The following is an 18401-nucleotide window of genomic DNA, read 5'->3' on the forward strand; positions in this document are numbered from 1 at the left end:
CCTTTTGTTTAGTTTCTAAACCTATGTGTGCAAAGGTTACTGCTTAACAGAACCCAACATGATACCGGTTACAAAGTATCGCTGTACAAATGGATAGATGGTTAAAATAGGCAGGATCGTTAATACCATCGTTACCGATTTGATGTTGGCAGCAATCTGAGTCAGATTATCCGCTGAAGTTGCTCCTGCAGTAGCACCGCTTGTTGCTCCGGCGATCATGTTACGCAAATAGATCGTAACTGGAAACAACTCTTTTTTGTCCAGATACAAGAAGGCTGGGAACCAGGAGTTCCAATGTCCAACAGCGTAGAACAGCACCATCGTAGCCATCACTGCTTTACTAAGAGGCAAAATGATACGCAGCAAAATACCGTATGTGTTCAATCCGTCAATTGCTGCAGCTTCCTCTAACTCTTCCGGCATGTTTTCAAAAAAGGATTTCATGATGAGCATGTTATATATGCTTATTGCACCTGGGACAACCAGTGCCCACATGGTGTTATTGAAACCAAGGGAATTGATCAGAACGTAGTTAGGAATCAGACCACCGCTGAAAAACATCGTAAACACGGCAAACATGGTTAGAAATTTGCGTCCCATCAATCTTTTTTTAGACAAGGCGTAGGCGAAAATGGTCGTCATAAACATGGAAATTAACGTACCCACTACCGTGTAAATGATCGTATTTTTATAGTTCAACCAGAACATGTTGTCCTTTGAAATGGTTTTATACGTATCCACATTGAACCCTCTCGGGAACAAACTTACCTTGCCTGAATTGATGTACGCTTCACTACTGAAGGATTGGGCAACAACGTTAAGAAAGGGATAAAGTGTTATAAAAACGATAAACAGCAAGAAAGTTACATTGAACACTTTAAATACCTTGTATGATCTTGATTCCTGCATGGTGCTCCTCCTTTACCATAAACTTCGTTGTGTCAGTTTGCGTGAGATTGCGTTTACAGAGAAAACCAGAGTCAGCCCAATAATCGATTCAAACAAACCAATTGCTGTGGCATAACTGAAGTTGCTGGATTCAAGACCTACACGATATAAATAAGTCGATATTACATCTGAAGTCTCATAAATAAGCGGATTGTACAAAAGCAAGATTTTTTCGAAACCTACAGCCAGGAAGTTACCCATGTTCAAAATTAGTAACGTGACAATCGTTGGCAAGATGCCTGGAATCGTTACGTGAATGGTTTGCTTCCAGCGATTCGCTCCATCGATTCGTGCTGCTTCATACAAAGATTCATCAATCGTAGTTAGCGCTGCCAGATATAGAATGGCTCCCCAACCCATCCCCTGCCAGATCTCAGAAGAGATATAAATGGTTCTGAACCACTCTGCTCTCTGCATGAATGGAATGTTATCCCCTGTAAAAAAAGCAACAAGACCGTTAATTGATCCGTTCACTGCCGTTAATTGCAGAATCATCCCAGCTACGATAACTATGGATAGAAAATGAGGCAAGTATGAGGCTGTCTGTACAAACTTTTTGAATCGTTTACTCTTCACCTCGTTAAGCATGAGAGCAAAAATAATGGGCACCGGAAACGTAAATAACAGCGCAAGCCCACCGAGCATAAGTGTGTTACTGAAAACTCGCCAGAACGTTGGGTCCTCAATAAACATTTTGAAGTACCTTAGCCCAACCCAGGTTTCTCCAAAAATACTGCCACCCGGGACAAATCGTCTAAAGGCGATAATATTACCTAACATCGGACCGTATTTGAAAATTATCAGATAAATGATGGGAAGAACTAACAGCGAGTACAATTGCCAATCTTTACGAATCAATGAGGCGGCTATTCGCAGCCTGCTTTCTTTACGTGAAGATATCATCGGTATCGTTGCCTTAGATGTTTCAGACTCCATGTGTCATTCACTCCGATCCATAACTTGATTAAGAAATGCTGCATATTTCTGTTGTCTGGCCTGATTCCTCTTAATCTAAAGGAAAATTATGCCTATGGTGTTCATTTCACCCCCACTACAAAATAAAATGTAAACGTTATCAATTCTGTTTTTATGTACAATCAAACACATGCAAAATTACAAGATTTAAACAAGATTGCATTGCTCGAGTGCCGATGAACTTTACAGCTTTAATATGAAGCGCTTACAAAATGAACAAATAAAATTATCTTTACTTCCTAAGGCCTCGTATCCTGATCGTTTTATATGTTTTAACATATTTTCAAACGCGAATTAGTGGAGCCTATGAATTCGATTGGATAAGATGCATAACCGCTCCAAAAAACTAGTCTAACTAGTATGTTAGTTGTATTTTAAAGCAGGAATTTTTGAATTTCAACATCTTTTTATTAAAAATAGTGATAATCTCTCCTAACAATTGGTTATTAACACACCTTGTTAGATGTACGCAGACAAAAAAACATTGGTTATGACTCTTGAACAAATAATCATTCAAGCCATAACCAATGTTTGATTTTAAAACGAGATGGGCGAAGAGTTAGCTCTATCAAACTTTTAAAAATTAGCGATTAGACCCTCTAATTCAGACAAATGTTTAATTTCATGATTCGGTGAATAGGTTTCATGGTTCTCTTTGTTCTCACGGTTAATCCATACAGCACGAATACCCGAAGACAATGCCCCACGAATATCTGTCGTTAACTTATCGCCAACCATCATGCTTTCTTCCGGTTGAACACCGAGTCTACTAAGAGCATGCTCAAAAATGGATGGATCCGGCTTTCCCTTACCAAAGTTGCCGGAGATAATAATCTCATCAAAGAAAGGGGATAACTCTGGAACACCATCAAGTTTCTCTTGCTGCAAAGCAGGACATCCGTTAGTCAAAAGCAACAGTTTATACTTTCCTTGTAAGTGACGCAACGTATCCATTGTCTCTTCGTAAACATGTGGTCTAGATCTACGTTCTGCCCCAAACTGCGAAGCCAAGCGTTCTGCAAGCTCTTCCTGATCCACACCCAGCTTGAGTAAGCCACGGCGCCATGACTCCTTCCGATAGATAGGAGCCAGTTGTTCTAGCTGGCGAAATTCCGGTTGTTCTCCTCCCGTGAAATTCGCCCAAAGTCCTTCAAATGGATTAATTCCGATCATTTTGGTAAAAGGAAACGTTTCGTAGGATTCATACAGTTCACGTGCTTCGTGACGAACTGCCTCTTCGAGTACTTCAACATTGACACCTGTTTCATTTGCTGCAATCAGACAAGTTTCATGGAATGCTTCTCGAACACTGCGTTCATCCCACAATAAAGTATCATCCAGGTCAAACATAATCGCTTTCAATGCCATTCCGATCATCTTCCCCTTTATACATTAATTACTTATCAATGGTTTCCACAGTGATCTGGTGTGCTTTTGCAAATTTCTGCAAGCGCTCGGTTATTGCATCTGTATCATAACGGTTTAATAACTTCGTGAAGACCCATCTTTTTCCGCGACTGTTATGCTCAATTACAACAGTGCCTGGTTCAAATCTGAACTTGATAATATCGTCTACCCCAATAGAGCGCTCACGATTTCCCTTTGTTGTAATAATACGATTGCTGCTGATTTTAATGTAAGGACGGCGAAGCATAAAAATGACTGCCAGAAATACATAGAGCAGCATCGTGACCCAATCCCATGTTGTCATCGGTTTCTGGACTAAAAAGGTACTCATGAACAGATACAAAAACGCTAAACCAATTAAAAAAATCGGAAATAACAGGCTTCTACCTTTGTATTTATCCTCACCTGGATTTCCTGTGATTGGTTGACCGCTTTTTTTACGTTGCTGGTTCAATTGCTTCGAATTTTTCCGAACCGTTCTCTCGAACGAACGCCGCGACATGTGAATCCCCCTTATGTGTCTTGTATCGGCTTACATAACTATTTTGCAAACCGATATCCCCCCTTATAGTAAGCATCCCCAACTAACATGAAGAAACCTAAATATCATGACGATATGTTTAGGTTTCATAAATTAATGTTTGAGTTTGCCTTGGTGGCCTTGGCCTTTGTCATCGTCAACAACCTCAATCGAATCGAGTTGCTGTCTGAAATTGTTGCGAATGTTACCTAAATAAATCTCTCTCAACTTGGCACGTTCAACAAGTTCTTCCTCTGACAGTCCAGTGGATTTCTGCTTGCGAGCCAATTCGTTAATGCGTGCTACCAGACTATCTATATCCAAGCTTGTCCCCTCCAAAAATACAAAGTCATATTAACTTTGACATGATAAAGACAGCTTGTCAAGTTGGTACGCGCCAACCCACATAGATCAAGAGGTTATTTAACAAACTGAGGTAGTATTAGCACTTGGCCTGTCTGAATTGTGGCTGTTTCAAGTTGATTTACTTTTTTGATTGCTTCTATATATATACGGGTATCCATCGCCGTTGGTTTATGCTCCAAAGAAATACTCCATAACGTTTCCCCCTGAGATACAGCGATCTTTCCTCCAGGAAGCAAATCATTCTCATTACCAGCAAAGACAGTTAGAACAGTACTGCACCCAATAAATATAATTAATGAAGCAATAACAAGTTTAATTAACCCTTGAGAAAATTTAAACCGCGTTATAAACATTCTGAATTGACCTATATTAGATTCCACAGCTTCTGTATTGACTGGTTTATAAATGCTCTGATACGTAGAATATCTCATTTCTACCCCGCCTCCAAACGTTTGTTCCTATCACTTGAAAACAATATAACACGAACACTTGTTTTGTTCAAGACCTTTTTAGAACAATTGTTCGCTGTTTTTTCGGCGTTAAAACGACTTTATTTGAAATAATTATGTATATGGTTTACAGTTAAACCCCCATTTCAGCAAAAAATGAGTTAAAATCAAAAAATTATTGAATTAATACGATTTCTTTAGAACTTATGTTTGTACGAACGGAGGTTCTATGTTATAATTTTCCCAAACGTTACTAAAATGGGGTTGATACGGTATGTCGAAGATATCCAGCAGGCAACAGGCTATTCTGGAGTTTATACGAAACGAAGTCCGGTTGAAGGGGTATCCTCCTTCCGTACGAGAAATTGGCGAAGCCGTTGGACTGGCTTCCAGTTCCACAGTGCACGGACATTTAGATCGCTTGGAGAAGAAAGGGTTGATCAGACGTGACCCGACCAAGCCAAGAGCGATTGAGCTATTGAGCCAGGAAGAGTCCGAGCATTCTCATCAGTTTGCCCATAGCGTTGCACGTATTCCAGTTGTGGGTAAAGTAACAGCCGGTGTCCCGATTACAGCAACAGAAAACATTGAAGATTACTTCCCTCTTCCTACTCATTATGTAGGTGAACAGAAAGTGTTTATGCTTTCCGTTGTTGGTGATAGTATGATCGAAGCGGGAATTGTGAATGGAGACTATGTAATCGTTCGTCAGCAGCAAACGGCTGACAATGGTGATATTGTCGTTGCCATGACTGAGGATGATGAAGCAACAGTTAAGACGTTTTATAAGGAAAAGGATCATATTCGCCTTCAACCGGAGAACTCAACATTTGAACCATTGCGGTTGAAACATGTTAGCATCTTAGGCAAGGTTATCGGTCTTTTCCGAGATATTCATTAATGCACTTGATTCATTAATACTGCTACTATGTTATACCTGATAGAATACGAAAGAGGTTGTCCTGATCAACAGGACAACCTCTTTCTCTCTTTCTTTTACCTCAACGGTTGAAGTGGAATCTACTAACAAGTATTGGATTAATAAATTGCGCTAGTTACAAAATCACTTGGTGCGTTTAAGAATACTTTTGTGATGCGAGAATACTTCAAAGCTTTGTTGTCCATGATATGAACCCATCCCGCTCTCTCCTACACCGCCAAAAGGCAAGTAATGCGAGGTCATGTGGAACAGTGTGTCATTAATACATCCTCCACCAAAGGAAATCTGATTCAATACCTGTTCCTGCAAGGCTTCATTCTCAGTAAACAGGTACAAAGCCAGCGGCTTGGCCCGGCGGACAATCTCCTCTAGGATCGGATCAAGCTCTCTGTATTTTATTACAGGCAAGATAGGCCCAAATATTTCTTCCTGCATTACTGGAGAATCCCAAGCAATATCGCCCAGAACAGTTGGTTCAATCATAAGTTGATCTCGATTCGAGCGTCCTCCCATTAAAGTCTTGCCATTTGTAAGGAAAGCAGACAAGCGATCAAAGTTACGCGCGTTAACGATATGTGGGAAATCTTTATTTTGCATTACATCATCCCCATATACCTTGCTTACCTCAGCTCTGATTTGTTCGATCAATTGATCATGTGCCTGCTCATTTACTAATAAATAGTCTGGTGCGACACAGGTTTGTCCTGCATTAAGGAATTTACCACGTACAATGCGTTGTGCTGCCAATTGTAAATCAGCATCCTTATGAACAATTGCCGGACTTTTTCCACCCAGTTCTAATGTCACCGGAGTTAAGTGTTCTGCAGCAGCTTTCATGACAATACGCCCGACCCCTGTACTACCTGTGAAGAAAATGTAATCGAATTTCTCATTAAGTAGAGCTGTGCTCGTTTCAACCTCACCTTCCATTACGGCGATGTATTCCTCAGGATATATGTCCTCAATAAGATCGAAGATCAAACGAGATGTCGCCGGTGTAAGCTCAGAAGGTTTAATCACTGCACAGTTCCCTGCAGCTATCGCACCAATTAGGGGTCCAAAAGCCAATTGGAACGGGTAATTCCATGGTGCAATGATAAGGGCAACTCCGTAGGGTTCAGGGTAGATCGTGCTAACCGCATCTGGCATAGCCGAGCTTGTTGGCACAGTACGCGGTGCAGCCCAATCACGCAGATGTTCCAGCGTATAATCCAGTTCACCCAACACGATACGAATTTCAGAGCTAAATCCTTCAGCCTCTGATTTGTTAAGATCAGCACGAAGCGCATCCAGAATGCGTTGTTGGTACTTCTCAATCCCCTTCCTCAAATTTTGCAAAGCCTGAATCCGATACTCCACTGATTTAGTGTGTCCTGTATTAAAAAACGTACGTTGTTTAGTCACAAGTTGCTTCGCTTGTCGTTTCAAAAATACCATCTCCAATTAATTGTTTAGAATTATATTGTTCAAAATCAAATTAATTATATCTCTTATATATGAAACTATCAACATACGCTTGAAACAGGTTAATGTTTCTAAACAACAAAATGGAACTTGAAATACTGTTCAAGCAGTTTCTAACTATGTCTTTCAAAGAATATTCTGATATGCACTTCAATTGAGCATTTTTCATGTATTGAAATTATTAAGACAATATCTAGAGCTGGATTGGAACGAAAATTCTGCAAAATTGGCTTCCTTGAGTGTTCTCAGACATAACCTATATTAACCAACATATTTATATTTTTTCTAATGCAAATTAATTGCTTATAAAGCTCCATCTACATTAGGCAATCAAAAATATAATAACCTCTCTTACCTCTGATGATCTGATAATAGGTAGCATTATATATTCTCACCATGACCATTGATAACACTTATATTCTCGTCTCCATTATCCATAACTGTGCTGAACGAATTAGTCTGTTTGACCAAACACCATTCCAAGAAAGCGATTACAGTCTTATTTATTATTCCGTGAATCTCACGGGTTTTATGTCTTAGAACTGTATTTTCTTTGAACAACGGCATATCGCTAAACGACATATGGGAAGCAATTAGGCTCCAGTAATCTATGCATAGTCCCCTACCTAATTCCGTCATTAATATTCACTTGATATGCGTCTAATAATCCCAGATCTCTTCTATCTTAATCCGACTGTAATCCTCATCTCCACGTAACAACTTGATTCTCCTGTTAGGCTTATCAAGCGATGTGACAACCCCACTGATAACTTCATCGTCGAATGGATTGAATATGGTCAACGTGACTTATTTACACTCCTAGTATAATTCAGAGTTTCCTCAATAAGTTGTATTTTTTGTCCGTACACTACCGACCTTTCCTATCTACTGCTTATTCAATTCGTTTAGATACGTTTCACGATGTTCCGGAAGGATTATGAGAGATCCTTTATAAATACCGTTACCTGACAATTTACTCGTCATAGTTCATTCCTCCTCAGTATTGGGTCCAATAGCTTAAATCGTTTGGCTGCGCTGGTGGCATTGCATTGGGAAGTTTAGGTTTCTCAAACTCTCGCTCCCAGTCTTCCTTCCAATATAACGATATTAGATGTGTTTGATCTATCTTCCCAATGAATGTACTGTTCCTTAAATAAAACCTCCAGAGCAGCCGACACTTCCGTCGTACTTTTACCTGTCTTCACGGTTAATTCATGGATTGTAGGAAAACGTCTGCGTCTAACTTTATAGGACGGATTGTCAAGCCAAGTGCGACAGTTCCTCTGAAAAGGATTCGTGAGCGGTTCTCCAACTCAGGCATTTACGCGGTCTGTTATTGATCAAGTCCAGAGCGTTTTCCAGAGCTTCATCCGTGATTTGGGCGAAATCCGTTCCTTTGGGGAAAAATTCTCGCAGGAGGCCATTGGCATTTTCATTCGAGCCGCGTTGCCAAGAGGAATAGGGATCTGCAAAATACACCTGCACGCCATGAACCTCTTCCAGGCTGGTGTAACAGGCAAATTCCTTGCCACGGTCTGCGGTAGCGGTTTGAAATGCACGGACAGGGTACTGCGAAGCCGCTACCTTAAAGGCAATCTCCATGGATAGTGCGGTACGATCAGGCATACGAATCGCTGTGTACAAGCGGGTTTTCCGTTCGATGAACGTCGTCACACAGCCCTTGCTTTTCCCACGGCCCGAGACCACCGTATCCAGTTCCCAATGGCCGAAGGTTTCCCGGTTACGGACCTCTTTCGGACGTTGCGAGATGGGCTTGCCCACAGCAAACCGTCCGCGTGTTTCTGCCGGCTTTTGACGTTTCCCTTTGTGTCTGAGGACGGCAAGCACGCCTTTCACCAAGCGGCCTGTATAAAGCCAACGATAGACCGTTTTAAAACCTACCATCGCTTGACCTTCCTGACGCAAACGCTCTACGATCTGTTCCGGAGACCAAGTCGCCTGAAGCTTTTCTTCGATGCGACTCGCGAGTTCTGGATTCCACTTCCCTGCGGAAACAGAGGCCTTGCGACGCTGGACATAGCCCTCTTGAGCGTTTTCCGCGACGTAGGGGTATTCTGCTGCTTTTCGGCGGAGTTCCCGGCCAATCGTGGCATGATGTCTGCCGAGTTCTTTGGCAATTGCTCGGGTACTTTTCCCCTGCTTGTGGAGGATTTCTAGCTTGCTACGTTCGACTATGCTAAGATGTGTGTAGCTCATGGTGGATTCTCCTTGTGTGAATGGTTGTGTGAGAACTTTCATTCTACACGAATCCGGCCATGGGCCATTTTTTATTTATTTCCAGCGGGTGTCGCACTTCATATTACAATCCGTCACACAAATAAAAATAATTTATGTATCATATTTACAAAATTACAAATTATGATATCATTTATTGTGTATGACATACAATAAAGTAAATAATTGGGAGGTTTTTTAGTAATGAAGGGGAAATTTAAAATTATTATTGGGTCTATTGTTCTATCGCTAAGTTTGTCTAGCTCCATTGTAAGTGCCGAAACTATCAATCAAAATGAATCGATTGATAATCTTCAAACCAATACTAATGAGATAAGTTCCACTAACTATGAGTCACCTTATTGGAGCGCTTATTGGTCCGCTAGCTATGATATTAATCGATTTATCACCCTTGGATACGTAACTGGAGAAACGAGATATCGTTTTCTTGTTACTGACGGAAAAAAAGGATTCGATTACAAGATTCATTTAGATAAGTATAGTGCATTTAGTGATGCATGGTATTCTATCGAATCTACAACAATAGAATCATCAGGACCTGGAGCAGGACTATCTAAATCTTGGACATGGAGTGGTTTAGACAAAAATGAAAGATATAGAGTCAGAGCTGAAGGAAAAGCGAAAGGTAAAATAGAGGTTTCCAAATATAAATAAGTTCATTGTCTATATTCTTTTAGAAGATATAAGTTTTTAAATCATTGCAACATTAATATAGCAGTTCCACAACTTACCGCCTCAATCTTTTATGGCAAATAGCTATAATTCGATTGAGGTGTTTTATGTTTATTAGTTCATAATTAATTAAGAACATCCCTCTGTGTATGAGTAATATAACAAACTGATTATAGATTTACAGGAGGTGTATTAGTATGTGCGGTAGATTCACAATTACTGATCCTTTGGATGAGATTATGGAACAGTACAAGGCTTCTATAGCTGATGGATTCGAATACAAACCAAATTACAACGCAGCACCTATGCAGTACATCCCTACAATCATAGCAGGTAAGGACGGCAATAAATTGGGTTCTCTCAGATGGGGTCTCGTCCCTTCATGGGCAAAGGATGATAAGATCGGGAACAAGATGATTAATGCCCGGGCTGAGACCTTGAGCGAAAAGACATCATTCAAACGTTTAATCAGTTCCAAGCGTTGTATAATACCATGTAGCGGATTCTATGAGTGGAAGAAAGAAGGGAAAGACAAGCAGCCGATGCGAATACTCATGAAAGTTGAAAGTATTTTTTCGTTGGCTGGCCTATATGACACCTGGGCAGATCCGGACGGCAAGAAACTTAGCACTTGTACCATCATTACTACTGAACCGAATAGCCTTATGGAAGACATCCACATTCGAATGCCCGTTATTTTGCATCTCGATAATGAGGCTGAGTGGCTTGGAAGAGATGACGATGATGTTAACCCATTACTGGGGTTACTAAAGCCGTATGAAGCGGCTAAAATGCGAGTTTACGAGGTGTCGAAAGAAGTTCGAAGTATGAGGAATAACAATGTTGAATTATTAAAGAAAATTAATTATTTGAGTGTCGTCCTAATGAGACGCTCTTTTTTTTATCTTTATATTCCAAAATTGTGGAAAGGGGAATATAGTTCTGATAGACTAGTTTGGATTGAATACATAGATGGAGGAATAACATGAGTGATAAGGCTGAACTTATTTTTGCTCTTATAGTTGGATTATGCGGGATATCGTCACTTTTATATTTCGCTCACGCATGCTTTTACGCTTTATTCATGAATATTAGGGAAAAAATTCATGGTTTGAGTTCCAAACTTGTACCGTGTAATGTATGCGGACATAAAGTATCAAAAACAGCCATTATTTGTCCCAGTTGTGGAGAAAGCTTTGGAAGAGACAACACATCCTCAATCGCTGAATCAATGTTTGCTATGCTTGTACTGGGCGTGTTGAGTGGTGCTTTGGCTGTGTTTCTTATTATAGTTATGTTTGAACCTGCACAAGAATTATACCTTTTATTCACTAGTAAATAGAAATTGTGGAGCCTGAAAAGGCTCCTATTTTTGTACCCTAAACTCAAATGTGTTCCTGTAAAATCCATTCCCTTCCAATTTGACAGACACCTCACTATAAGCCTCCACCGATCGGCCGTAGTCAATTAAGTGCTCCTGATTCTCCAGTACATGCCAGACACACACTCGCGCTTGGCACAAAGCTTCCGCAAAGAAATCCGTATTGCTTCTTAAGGCTCGATATGTATTCATAATCCCCATCCATACAATTTTTAGAAGAATTTACTTAGGTCTGATAGACTATTTATGTTGTTAATTATTGCCGAAATCCAGTCTCTTTAATGGTTCAAAGAGGATTTTGAGAAAGGCTGGTTTGAGTGAGGAATTAACGATTCATTCCTTGAGACACACCTATGCCGTGATCATGCTTGAAGCTGGGGCTGATATAAAATTTGTACAAGAACAACTTGGGCATGGAAGTGTGCAAATTACATCCGATGTGTATGCTCATATTTCTAAAAAGCTAGAAAAGCGTAACATTGATAAATATGAAGAGTACACTTCCCGTATTTTTGGATCAGAAAATCAAAAACCGGGGGACGTTTGGGGGACGCAACCTCAGTAGAAGTGCAATTCCCTCAAAACGTCCCCCGGTTCATCTCTTCAAAACCCCGTAGTTACAAGGTTTTTTCGATTAGTACAACGTGATATATTGATCGCGTTCCCATTGGTGGACTTGTGTACGATACATATCCCACTCAATTTCTTTCAGCTCGTAGAAGTGAGCCAGGGCGTGGTCGCCGAGAGCGTCACAGATCACTTCGCTGCGGATCAATTCGTTCAATGCTTCTTTCAGGTCAGCTGGCAAGCTAGGAATGCCTTCTTCCACACGCTCTTCTTCTGACATGATGTAGATGTTGCGGTCAATCGGAGCTGGTAAGGAAAGCTCACGTTTGATTCCGTCCAGACCTGCTTTCAATAAAACAGCCAAAGCCAAGTACGGGTTAGCAGCCGGATCCGGGTTACGAACCTCAACACGTGTACTCAGACCACGTGAAGCCGGGATACGGATCATCGGGCTACGGTTACTTGCAGACCATGCTACGTAACATGGTGCTTCGTAACCAGGTACAAGACGTTTGTATGAGTTCACAGTCGGGTTAGTGATTGCTGCAAACGCACGTGCATGCTTCAGAGTACCAGCCATGAAGTGACGTGCAGTTTTGCTCAGGCCCAGCTCGTCTGACTCATCTACAAATGCGTTCTCATTGCCACGGAACAAGGATTGGTTACAGTGCATACCGGAACCGTTCATACCAAACAATGGTTTTGGCATAAATGTAGCATGTAATCCATGCTGACGCGCAATCGTTTTAACAACGAGTTTGAACGTTTGGATCTGGTCTGCTGCTTTCAAAGCATCTGCATATTTGAAATCGATCTCATGCTGACCAGGAGCTACCTCATGGTGAGAAGCTTCGATTTCAAAGCCCATTTCTTCAAGTGTAATAACGATATCACGACGACAGTTTTCGCCAAGATCTGTTGGCGCGAGGTCGAAATATCCACCTTGGTCATTCAATTCATTCGTTGGATTTCCTTTTTCATCCGTCTTGAACAAGAAGAATTCTGGTTCAGGACCAACGTTGAAGGAGGTGAATCCCATTTCTTCGGCTTCCTTCAGGTTTCGTTTCAAGATGCCACGTGGATCACCAGGGAATGGGTTTCCGTCTGGAAGATATACGTCACAGATCAGACGAGCGACACGATTGTCGGATACCCATGGGAAAATAAGCCAAGAGTCAAGATCCGGATAGAGGTACATGTCGGATTCTTCGATACGAACATAACCTTCAATGGAAGAACCATCAAACATCATTTTGTTATCCAAAGCCTTCGTTAGCTGGCTTACTGGAATCTCAACGTTTTTGATCGCTCCAAGCAAGTCGGTGAATTGCAATCGAACGAATCGTACGTTTTCTTCTTTGGAGATGCGGAGAATGTCTTCTTTTGTATAACTCATGATTCCTCTCCCTTTCTTATCTGCGTATTTGGCTTGCATGTTATATTTGTACATTAGAATGTGCCACGGGTCAAGGAGTCTGACATGAGAAGTTTGAAATTTGCCTTACCCGCCTCGTTAGGCGAAACAATTATTTTTTATTAAAAAAACGAGAAAGTTCACCTTGAATGAGAGATACTTGGCCAGGTCTTTTGCCTGAGACAAGCTGTTGCTTCAACAAACGGTGCAGTTGTGTATCAGAAAGTTCTCTGCGTTTAACTTCCGTATCCGGCGTAATTACGGTAGCTTCTTCAGACTCTTTCGTAACAGGATTCATGACCTGCTTGATACCAGCAATGTTAACTCCTTTTTCGATCAAAGCTTTAATCTCTAGTAATCTCTCAACATCGTTAAAAGAAAATAAACGCTGATTGCCCGAAGTTCTTGCAGGAACAATCAGACTGTGTTGCTCATAATAACGGATCTGTCTCGCGGACAAGTCGGTAAGCTTCATTACGATACCGATCGGGAATAAGGCCATATTTCTGCGAATTTCGTCGCCCATGTTCATCAACCTTCCAGTCATCTATTCTTGACCCTATTGTACATTTAGTTGTTACAAAGTGTCAATGACGTGTTAGATAAACTCACAATAATTTACGATCTTTCATCGCTTGTAATGCCATCAAAACGCCATATTTAACATGAGAGTAAGTTAATCCACCCTGCATATAGCCGATAAAAGGCTCTCGAATCGGTGCATCCGCTGACAACTCCAGGCTTCCACCCTGAATAAACGTACCTGCCGCCATGATGACAGGATGCTCATATCCGGGCATATCCCAAGGCTCTGGCACAACGTGGCTATCCACAGCAGCCGCCTGCTGAATACCTTGCACAAAGGCGATCAGATGCTCAGCTGAGCTGAATTGTACAGCCTGAATCAGGTCAGTACGCGGTTCGTCCCATGCCGGCTTAGTCACAAATCCAGACGCAGCAAACATCGCGGCAGCGAAAATGCTTCCTTTAATTGCTTGACCAACAATAGTCGGAGCCATGTAAAGTCCTTGGTAGATGCCTCGTGTTGTTCCAAGCATAGCTCCTACCTCGCCCCCAATGCCGGGTGCAGTCAAACGGTAAGCCGCCAGTTGTACATACTTTTCTTTACCACATATGTATCCTCCGGTTTCTGCCAGTCCACCACCAGGATTTTTGATCAATGAACCCGCCATCAGATCTACACCGACTTCAGTAGGCTCACGTTCCTCCGTAAATTCGCCGTAGCAATTATCCACGAATACGATAACATCAGACTTCAACGCTTTAACACGCGCCACCATATCCGCGATTTCGGCAATTGTAAAAGAAGAACGCCAATCGTATCCACGGGAACGCTGTATACCTATAACCTTCGTTGCTGACGTAATGGACTGTTCCACCGCGTCCCAATCCACTCGCCCTGCGTCAGTCAGTGCGGTTTCCGCATAACCGATCCCAAAATCACGGAGAGAGCCCGTTCCGTCACCAGGCTTGCCAATGACTTTATGTAACGTGTCATAAGGCTTACCTGTGATGTACAATAGTTCGTCTCCTGGACGCAATACGCCGAATAGCGCTGTACTTATCGTATGTGTTCCCGAGGCAAAATGAGGACGTACCAGTGCCGTTTCCGCACCAAACACATCCGCATACACCTCGTCTAACACCTCACGACCACGATCATTATAGGCGTAACCTGTGGAGCCAGTAAAATGAAAATCACTTACTTTTCTGCGCTGAAACGCATCAATAACCTTCCATTGATTGTGATCTACAATGCGATCAACCTGATGCAGCCGACCTTCAATTTGATGTTCCACCTGATGTTGAAGTTCTACAATGTTTGAATCAAACCTTGCCATCTTGCTTCATTCCCCTTTTATAGCACGAAACGGACGTATTCTCGAACCATTTCCGTGTCAACTTATCACATTAATATGTCATGAATATTACAGTTCAATGAAATCTTCGAGTAAATAACTGAATTTCTCATATTCCCCTTTTTGCAGCTCAACTTGATAAATGACATCATTCTCCTCATATTCCGTTCCAACCACGTCACCAATTTTGTAGAGGACAGATGTCAGATCCCCACGCTCCGCTGGAATACGAAAACGTCTAGTATCTCCCGTCAGTTCAGCCTGAATTAATTCACGAACCTTGTTTAAGTCTGATTCGTCCAAGGCACTTATTTTGATATGTTTATTATCCAAAGGGAGCATTTCAAGTTGCTCCGGTGTGCAGGCATCCTTTTTGTTATACAGTACAAGCTGAGGCTTGTCCCCTGCACCAAGTTGCTGCAAAATGGCATGAACGGTGCTCATCTGATCCTCGCGCATCTCGGATGAAGCGTCAACAACATGTAAAATCAGGTCAGCTTCATTCACTTCTTCCAGTGTAGCGCGGAATGCCGCAACCAGATCATGAGGAAGGTTCTGTATAAATCCAACCGTATCTGTCAGTACGATCTCCTTGCCACTTGGCAGCTCCATCGTACGTGATGTTGGATCGAGTGTAGCAAATAACTGATCCTGAATATACACATCTGCAGCAGTTAACTGCTTCAACAATGTGGATTTACCAGCATTTGTGTAACCGACTAGAGCCACTTGAATAATGCCTGTTTTTTTCCGACGCTCTCTGTGCAGTTTACGATGACGTGTGACCTCTTCCAGATGACGTTTCAAATCATCAATCCGTCCCCGGATGTGACGACGGTCTGTCTCCAGTTTACTCTCACCTGGGCCTCTTGTACCGATCCCGCCACCAAGTCGTGACAGATTTTTACCGTGTCCCGACAAACGTGGTAACAAGTAACTATGCTGCGCCAGCTCCACCTGAATAATCCCTTCTCGTGTACTCGCACGCTGTGCAAAGATATCCAAAATAAGCTGTGTACGGTCAATAATTTTCAGATCCAAAGCCTCTTCCAGATTTCGAACCTGAGCGCCAGACAACTCCTGATCAAAAATAGCTGTTGTTGCTCCAAGCTCGTCCGCAACCAAACGAAGCTCTTCCACTTTACCTTTACCAATAAACCATTTGGTATCCCGTGTTTCTCGGTTCTGGGTTAGCACACTGAGAACCTCAACTCCAGCGGTTTCAGCCAGCTTCACAAGCTCCTGTAATGAATATTCATGATTAATGCCAGAACGCTTCACTTCATCGGTGACCAGGCTGACCAGTATTGCACGGTCTTTTTTAGTAGTATCTGTATCATGCGTGCCATTTGTCATATATCAGTTCACTCCTCTGTTACGTATGCATTGCCGCAAAAGCAAATCATCTCGTGGTATGGTTAAAGCCGAACCGGTTAACCCGGCCGGCTCTGTTAAAAGGTTATTATCGCTTACTTTCGTTCAAACTTCAAATCCTCTGTACGGATTGTCATTAGCTCCAGCTTGCCTGGACTTCCATCCTCGTATTGCTCCAGCAGACGAACAGCCTGATGCCTGATCGATCTCTCAATCGCATTTCTTACATACCTGGCGTTACTGAACGCATGCAACGAATCATTCTTTTCCTGAAGAAGATGCTGCTTTAACTTGAGTATGGTCTGTGGCATCAAAATGTAATCACGCTCTTTAGCCATAATTTCAGAGATTTGAATTAGTTGGTCAATCGTATAGTCCGGAAATTCAACCTGAATCGGAAAGCGGGACGGTAAGCCCGGATTCGTCTGCAGAAAAAAATCAATTTCCTCCGAGTATCCCGCCAAAATCAGAATAAACTGATTTTTATGATCCTCCATGGATTTTACAAGTGTATCAATCGCTTCCTTGCCAAAATCCTTCTCGCCGCCGCGAGCCAAACTGTACGCCTCATCAATAAACAAAATACCGCCCAGAGCTTTCTTAACCAAGTCTCTGGTCTTCTGTGCCGTGTGACCAATATATTCACCGACAAGGTCAGCGCGTTCTACCTCAATAAGATGCCCCTTACTGAGCACACCCATCTTCTGAAACATTTTGGCAACGATTCTGGCTACTGTTGTTTTTCCCGTTCCGGGGTTACCTTTGAAAACCATATGGTATACGTGTGCACCGCTAATCAGGCCTGCCTCGGAGCGCATCTGCGCAATCTGAAGAAATGCATAAATCTCAAACACTAATTCTTTGATATTTTCGAGTCCAACCAGTTGCTCCAATTCACCCTGAATCTCCTGAAAATGCGCATGCTTTGTTATACTTTTGGCCGCTTGTACCGAGAGTGCTTCATCTTTAGCAAGTATTTGAGGTTCCTGGTTACGTAATACCACATTAATTTGTCTGGATGGTCTGCCTCCCGGTTGCCCTCCTGCAGCCATGACCCGTCCGTTCATTCGCCATCACCTCTATTTTATCGGGCTGTTCTCTCCTGATTATTAATGTATTCTATCAGGTGTCCAGATATTAGAAGGATGTACAAGAAAAGTTCGGATCAGAAAAATTCGTTTCAGATCTGGATGTTTTTCCGAAATTCACCGTTCTCAAATAACGTCTGTCTGTGCTTCAACGATAATTGAAAGTATGGAAATACGTGAGCATCAATCGCGTGCAGCAGATCCTTCGCTGTCTTGTTTGCGAGATCATAATCACCCGTTGTAATATGTTTCCGTGACAAAGCATCTTCTAGCTCATCTTCATCCAGCAAAAAGATCTCTCCATCCTTAAGCACAACAACATCCAAATAAAGATCATCAAACCATGGAACGCCCTGATCCGTAATTCCCTGGCTGCGGCAAGTATCGATGTACCACTCTACAATCCGCTGTTGATCATCAAACATCGCTGTAACGACAAAGTGTTCTCCCTTCGGATAATACTGAAGCCAAGAATAACCCTTGTCAGCAATACAAAAGGTAGTACCTCCATACGTTTTCCACAAAGGTTCTTTCAAATCCTGTATGGTATACAGCGTAATGTAACCTGTAAAAATTTTGGACTGAACGAACCGGCATGTAAATTGTCGGTTCGTAATCCGGCGCCAGTTTGCGCGATCCCCGAATTTCCGTTTCATACGAACCCCTCTTTGCCGACTGCAGATCCGCGATCTGCATTTTA

At 42.1% G+C, this 18401-nt stretch carries 17 protein-coding genes and 2 pseudogenes; 5 read left to right on the forward strand and 14 right to left on the reverse strand.

What is annotated here, in order from left to right; translation table 11 throughout:
- Nucleotides 1-36: 36 nt before the first annotated feature.
- The 6 genes from AC1VYS_RS16630 to AC1VYS_RS16655 all read right to left on the reverse strand — a co-directional run bounded on the left by AC1VYS_RS16630 (nt 37) and on the right by AC1VYS_RS16655 (nt 4647).
- Nucleotides 37-909 (reverse strand): carbohydrate ABC transporter permease, encoded by an 873-nt coding sequence (locus AC1VYS_RS16630; RefSeq protein WP_482910629.1) that lies wholly within the window; start codon nt 907-909, stop codon nt 37-39.
- A 12-nt stretch (nt 910-921) separates the two neighbouring features.
- On the reverse strand, nt 922-1851 hold the full coding sequence (locus AC1VYS_RS16635; RefSeq protein ID WP_482915033.1) for an ABC transporter permease: 930 nt from the start codon (nt 1849-1851) through the stop codon (nt 922-924).
- Nucleotides 1852-2499: 648 nt separating this feature from the next.
- Complete coding sequence (locus AC1VYS_RS16640) at nt 2500-3291, reverse strand: HAD family hydrolase (RefSeq protein ID WP_482910630.1); 792 nt, start codon at nt 3289-3291, stop codon at nt 2500-2502.
- Nucleotides 3292-3319: 28 nt separating this feature from the next.
- Nucleotides 3320-3832 carry a hypothetical protein gene (locus AC1VYS_RS16645; protein WP_482910631.1) on the reverse strand — a complete coding sequence of 171 codons (513 nt, stop codon included), beginning with the start codon at nt 3830-3832 and terminating at the stop codon, nt 3320-3322.
- A 132-nt stretch (nt 3833-3964) separates the two neighbouring features.
- Nucleotides 3965-4174, reverse strand: a complete 210-nt coding sequence (locus tag AC1VYS_RS16650; protein ID WP_441927544.1) for a DUF896 domain-containing protein — start codon at nt 4172-4174, stop codon at nt 3965-3967.
- Nucleotides 4175-4269: 95 nt separating this feature from the next.
- Complete coding sequence (locus AC1VYS_RS16655) at nt 4270-4647, reverse strand: LysM peptidoglycan-binding domain-containing protein (protein ID WP_482910632.1); 378 nt, start codon at nt 4645-4647, stop codon at nt 4270-4272.
- A gap of 292 nt (nt 4648-4939) precedes the next feature.
- On the opposite strand from AC1VYS_RS16655, the gene lexA reads away from it, so the two are divergent.
- Nucleotides 4940-5566, forward strand: a complete 627-nt coding sequence (lexA, locus tag AC1VYS_RS16660; protein WP_123065751.1) for a transcriptional repressor LexA — start codon at nt 4940-4942, stop codon at nt 5564-5566.
- A gap of 162 nt (nt 5567-5728) precedes the next feature.
- Here the strand turns inward: lexA and AC1VYS_RS16665 are convergent, their stop codons facing one another.
- Nucleotides 5729-7033 carry an aldehyde dehydrogenase gene (locus AC1VYS_RS16665; protein WP_482910633.1) on the reverse strand — a complete coding sequence of 435 codons (1305 nt, stop codon included), beginning with the start codon at nt 7031-7033 and terminating at the stop codon, nt 5729-5731.
- 1296 nt (nt 7034-8329) lie between these two features.
- On the reverse strand, nt 8330-9286 hold the full coding sequence (locus AC1VYS_RS16670) for an IS30 family transposase (protein WP_482910634.1): 957 nt from the start codon (nt 9284-9286) through the stop codon (nt 8330-8332).
- A gap of 222 nt (nt 9287-9508) precedes the next feature.
- On the opposite strand from AC1VYS_RS16670, the gene AC1VYS_RS16675 reads away from it, so the two are divergent.
- From AC1VYS_RS16675 to AC1VYS_RS16690, 4 genes and pseudogenes are all read left to right on the forward strand, one after another.
- Complete coding sequence (locus AC1VYS_RS16675) at nt 9509-9979, forward strand: hypothetical protein (RefSeq protein WP_482910635.1); 471 nt, start codon at nt 9509-9511, stop codon at nt 9977-9979.
- Between the two features lie 215 nt (nt 9980-10194).
- Nucleotides 10195-10854 (forward strand): annotated as a pseudogene (locus tag AC1VYS_RS16680) (SOS response-associated peptidase); the annotation flags it as partial.
- A 128-nt stretch (nt 10855-10982) separates the two neighbouring features.
- Nucleotides 10983-11339: a transposase family protein gene (locus tag AC1VYS_RS16685; RefSeq protein WP_482910636.1), complete on the forward strand. Its 357-nt coding sequence runs from the start codon at nt 10983-10985 to the stop codon at nt 11337-11339.
- A gap of 298 nt (nt 11340-11637) precedes the next feature.
- Nucleotides 11638-11943: pseudogene (locus AC1VYS_RS16690) on the forward strand (tyrosine-type recombinase/integrase); the annotation flags it as partial.
- A 69-nt stretch (nt 11944-12012) separates the two neighbouring features.
- Here AC1VYS_RS16690 and glnA read toward each other — a convergent pair.
- From glnA to AC1VYS_RS16720, 6 genes are all read right to left on the reverse strand, one after another.
- Nucleotides 12013-13341: a type I glutamate--ammonia ligase gene (gene glnA, locus AC1VYS_RS16695; RefSeq protein ID WP_090916813.1), complete on the reverse strand. Its 1329-nt coding sequence runs from the start codon at nt 13339-13341 to the stop codon at nt 12013-12015.
- Between the two features lie 130 nt (nt 13342-13471).
- Nucleotides 13472-13885, reverse strand: a complete 414-nt coding sequence (locus AC1VYS_RS16700; protein ID WP_441922791.1) for a MerR family transcriptional regulator — start codon at nt 13883-13885, stop codon at nt 13472-13474.
- 82 nt (nt 13886-13967) lie between these two features.
- The gene (locus AC1VYS_RS16705) at nt 13968-15221 is read right to left on the reverse strand and encodes a methionine gamma-lyase family protein (RefSeq protein WP_482910637.1); all 1254 of its coding nucleotides are present in this window, start codon (nt 15219-15221) and stop codon (nt 13968-13970) included.
- A gap of 87 nt (nt 15222-15308) precedes the next feature.
- On the reverse strand, nt 15309-16595 hold the full coding sequence (gene hflX / locus AC1VYS_RS16710; RefSeq protein ID WP_482910638.1) for a GTPase HflX: 1287 nt from the start codon (nt 16593-16595) through the stop codon (nt 15309-15311).
- A gap of 113 nt (nt 16596-16708) precedes the next feature.
- A complete protein-coding gene (locus AC1VYS_RS16715; protein WP_441922785.1) occupies nt 16709-17680 on the reverse strand; it encodes an AAA family ATPase in 972 nt (323 codons plus the stop codon).
- A 113-nt stretch (nt 17681-17793) separates the two neighbouring features.
- The gene (locus tag AC1VYS_RS16720) at nt 17794-18357 is read right to left on the reverse strand and encodes a ribonuclease FAU-1 family protein (protein ID WP_441922783.1); all 564 of its coding nucleotides are present in this window, start codon (nt 18355-18357) and stop codon (nt 17794-17796) included.
- Nucleotides 18358-18401 lie beyond the last annotated feature (44 nt).

The organism is Paenibacillus sp. G34 (genome assembly GCF_056856875.1).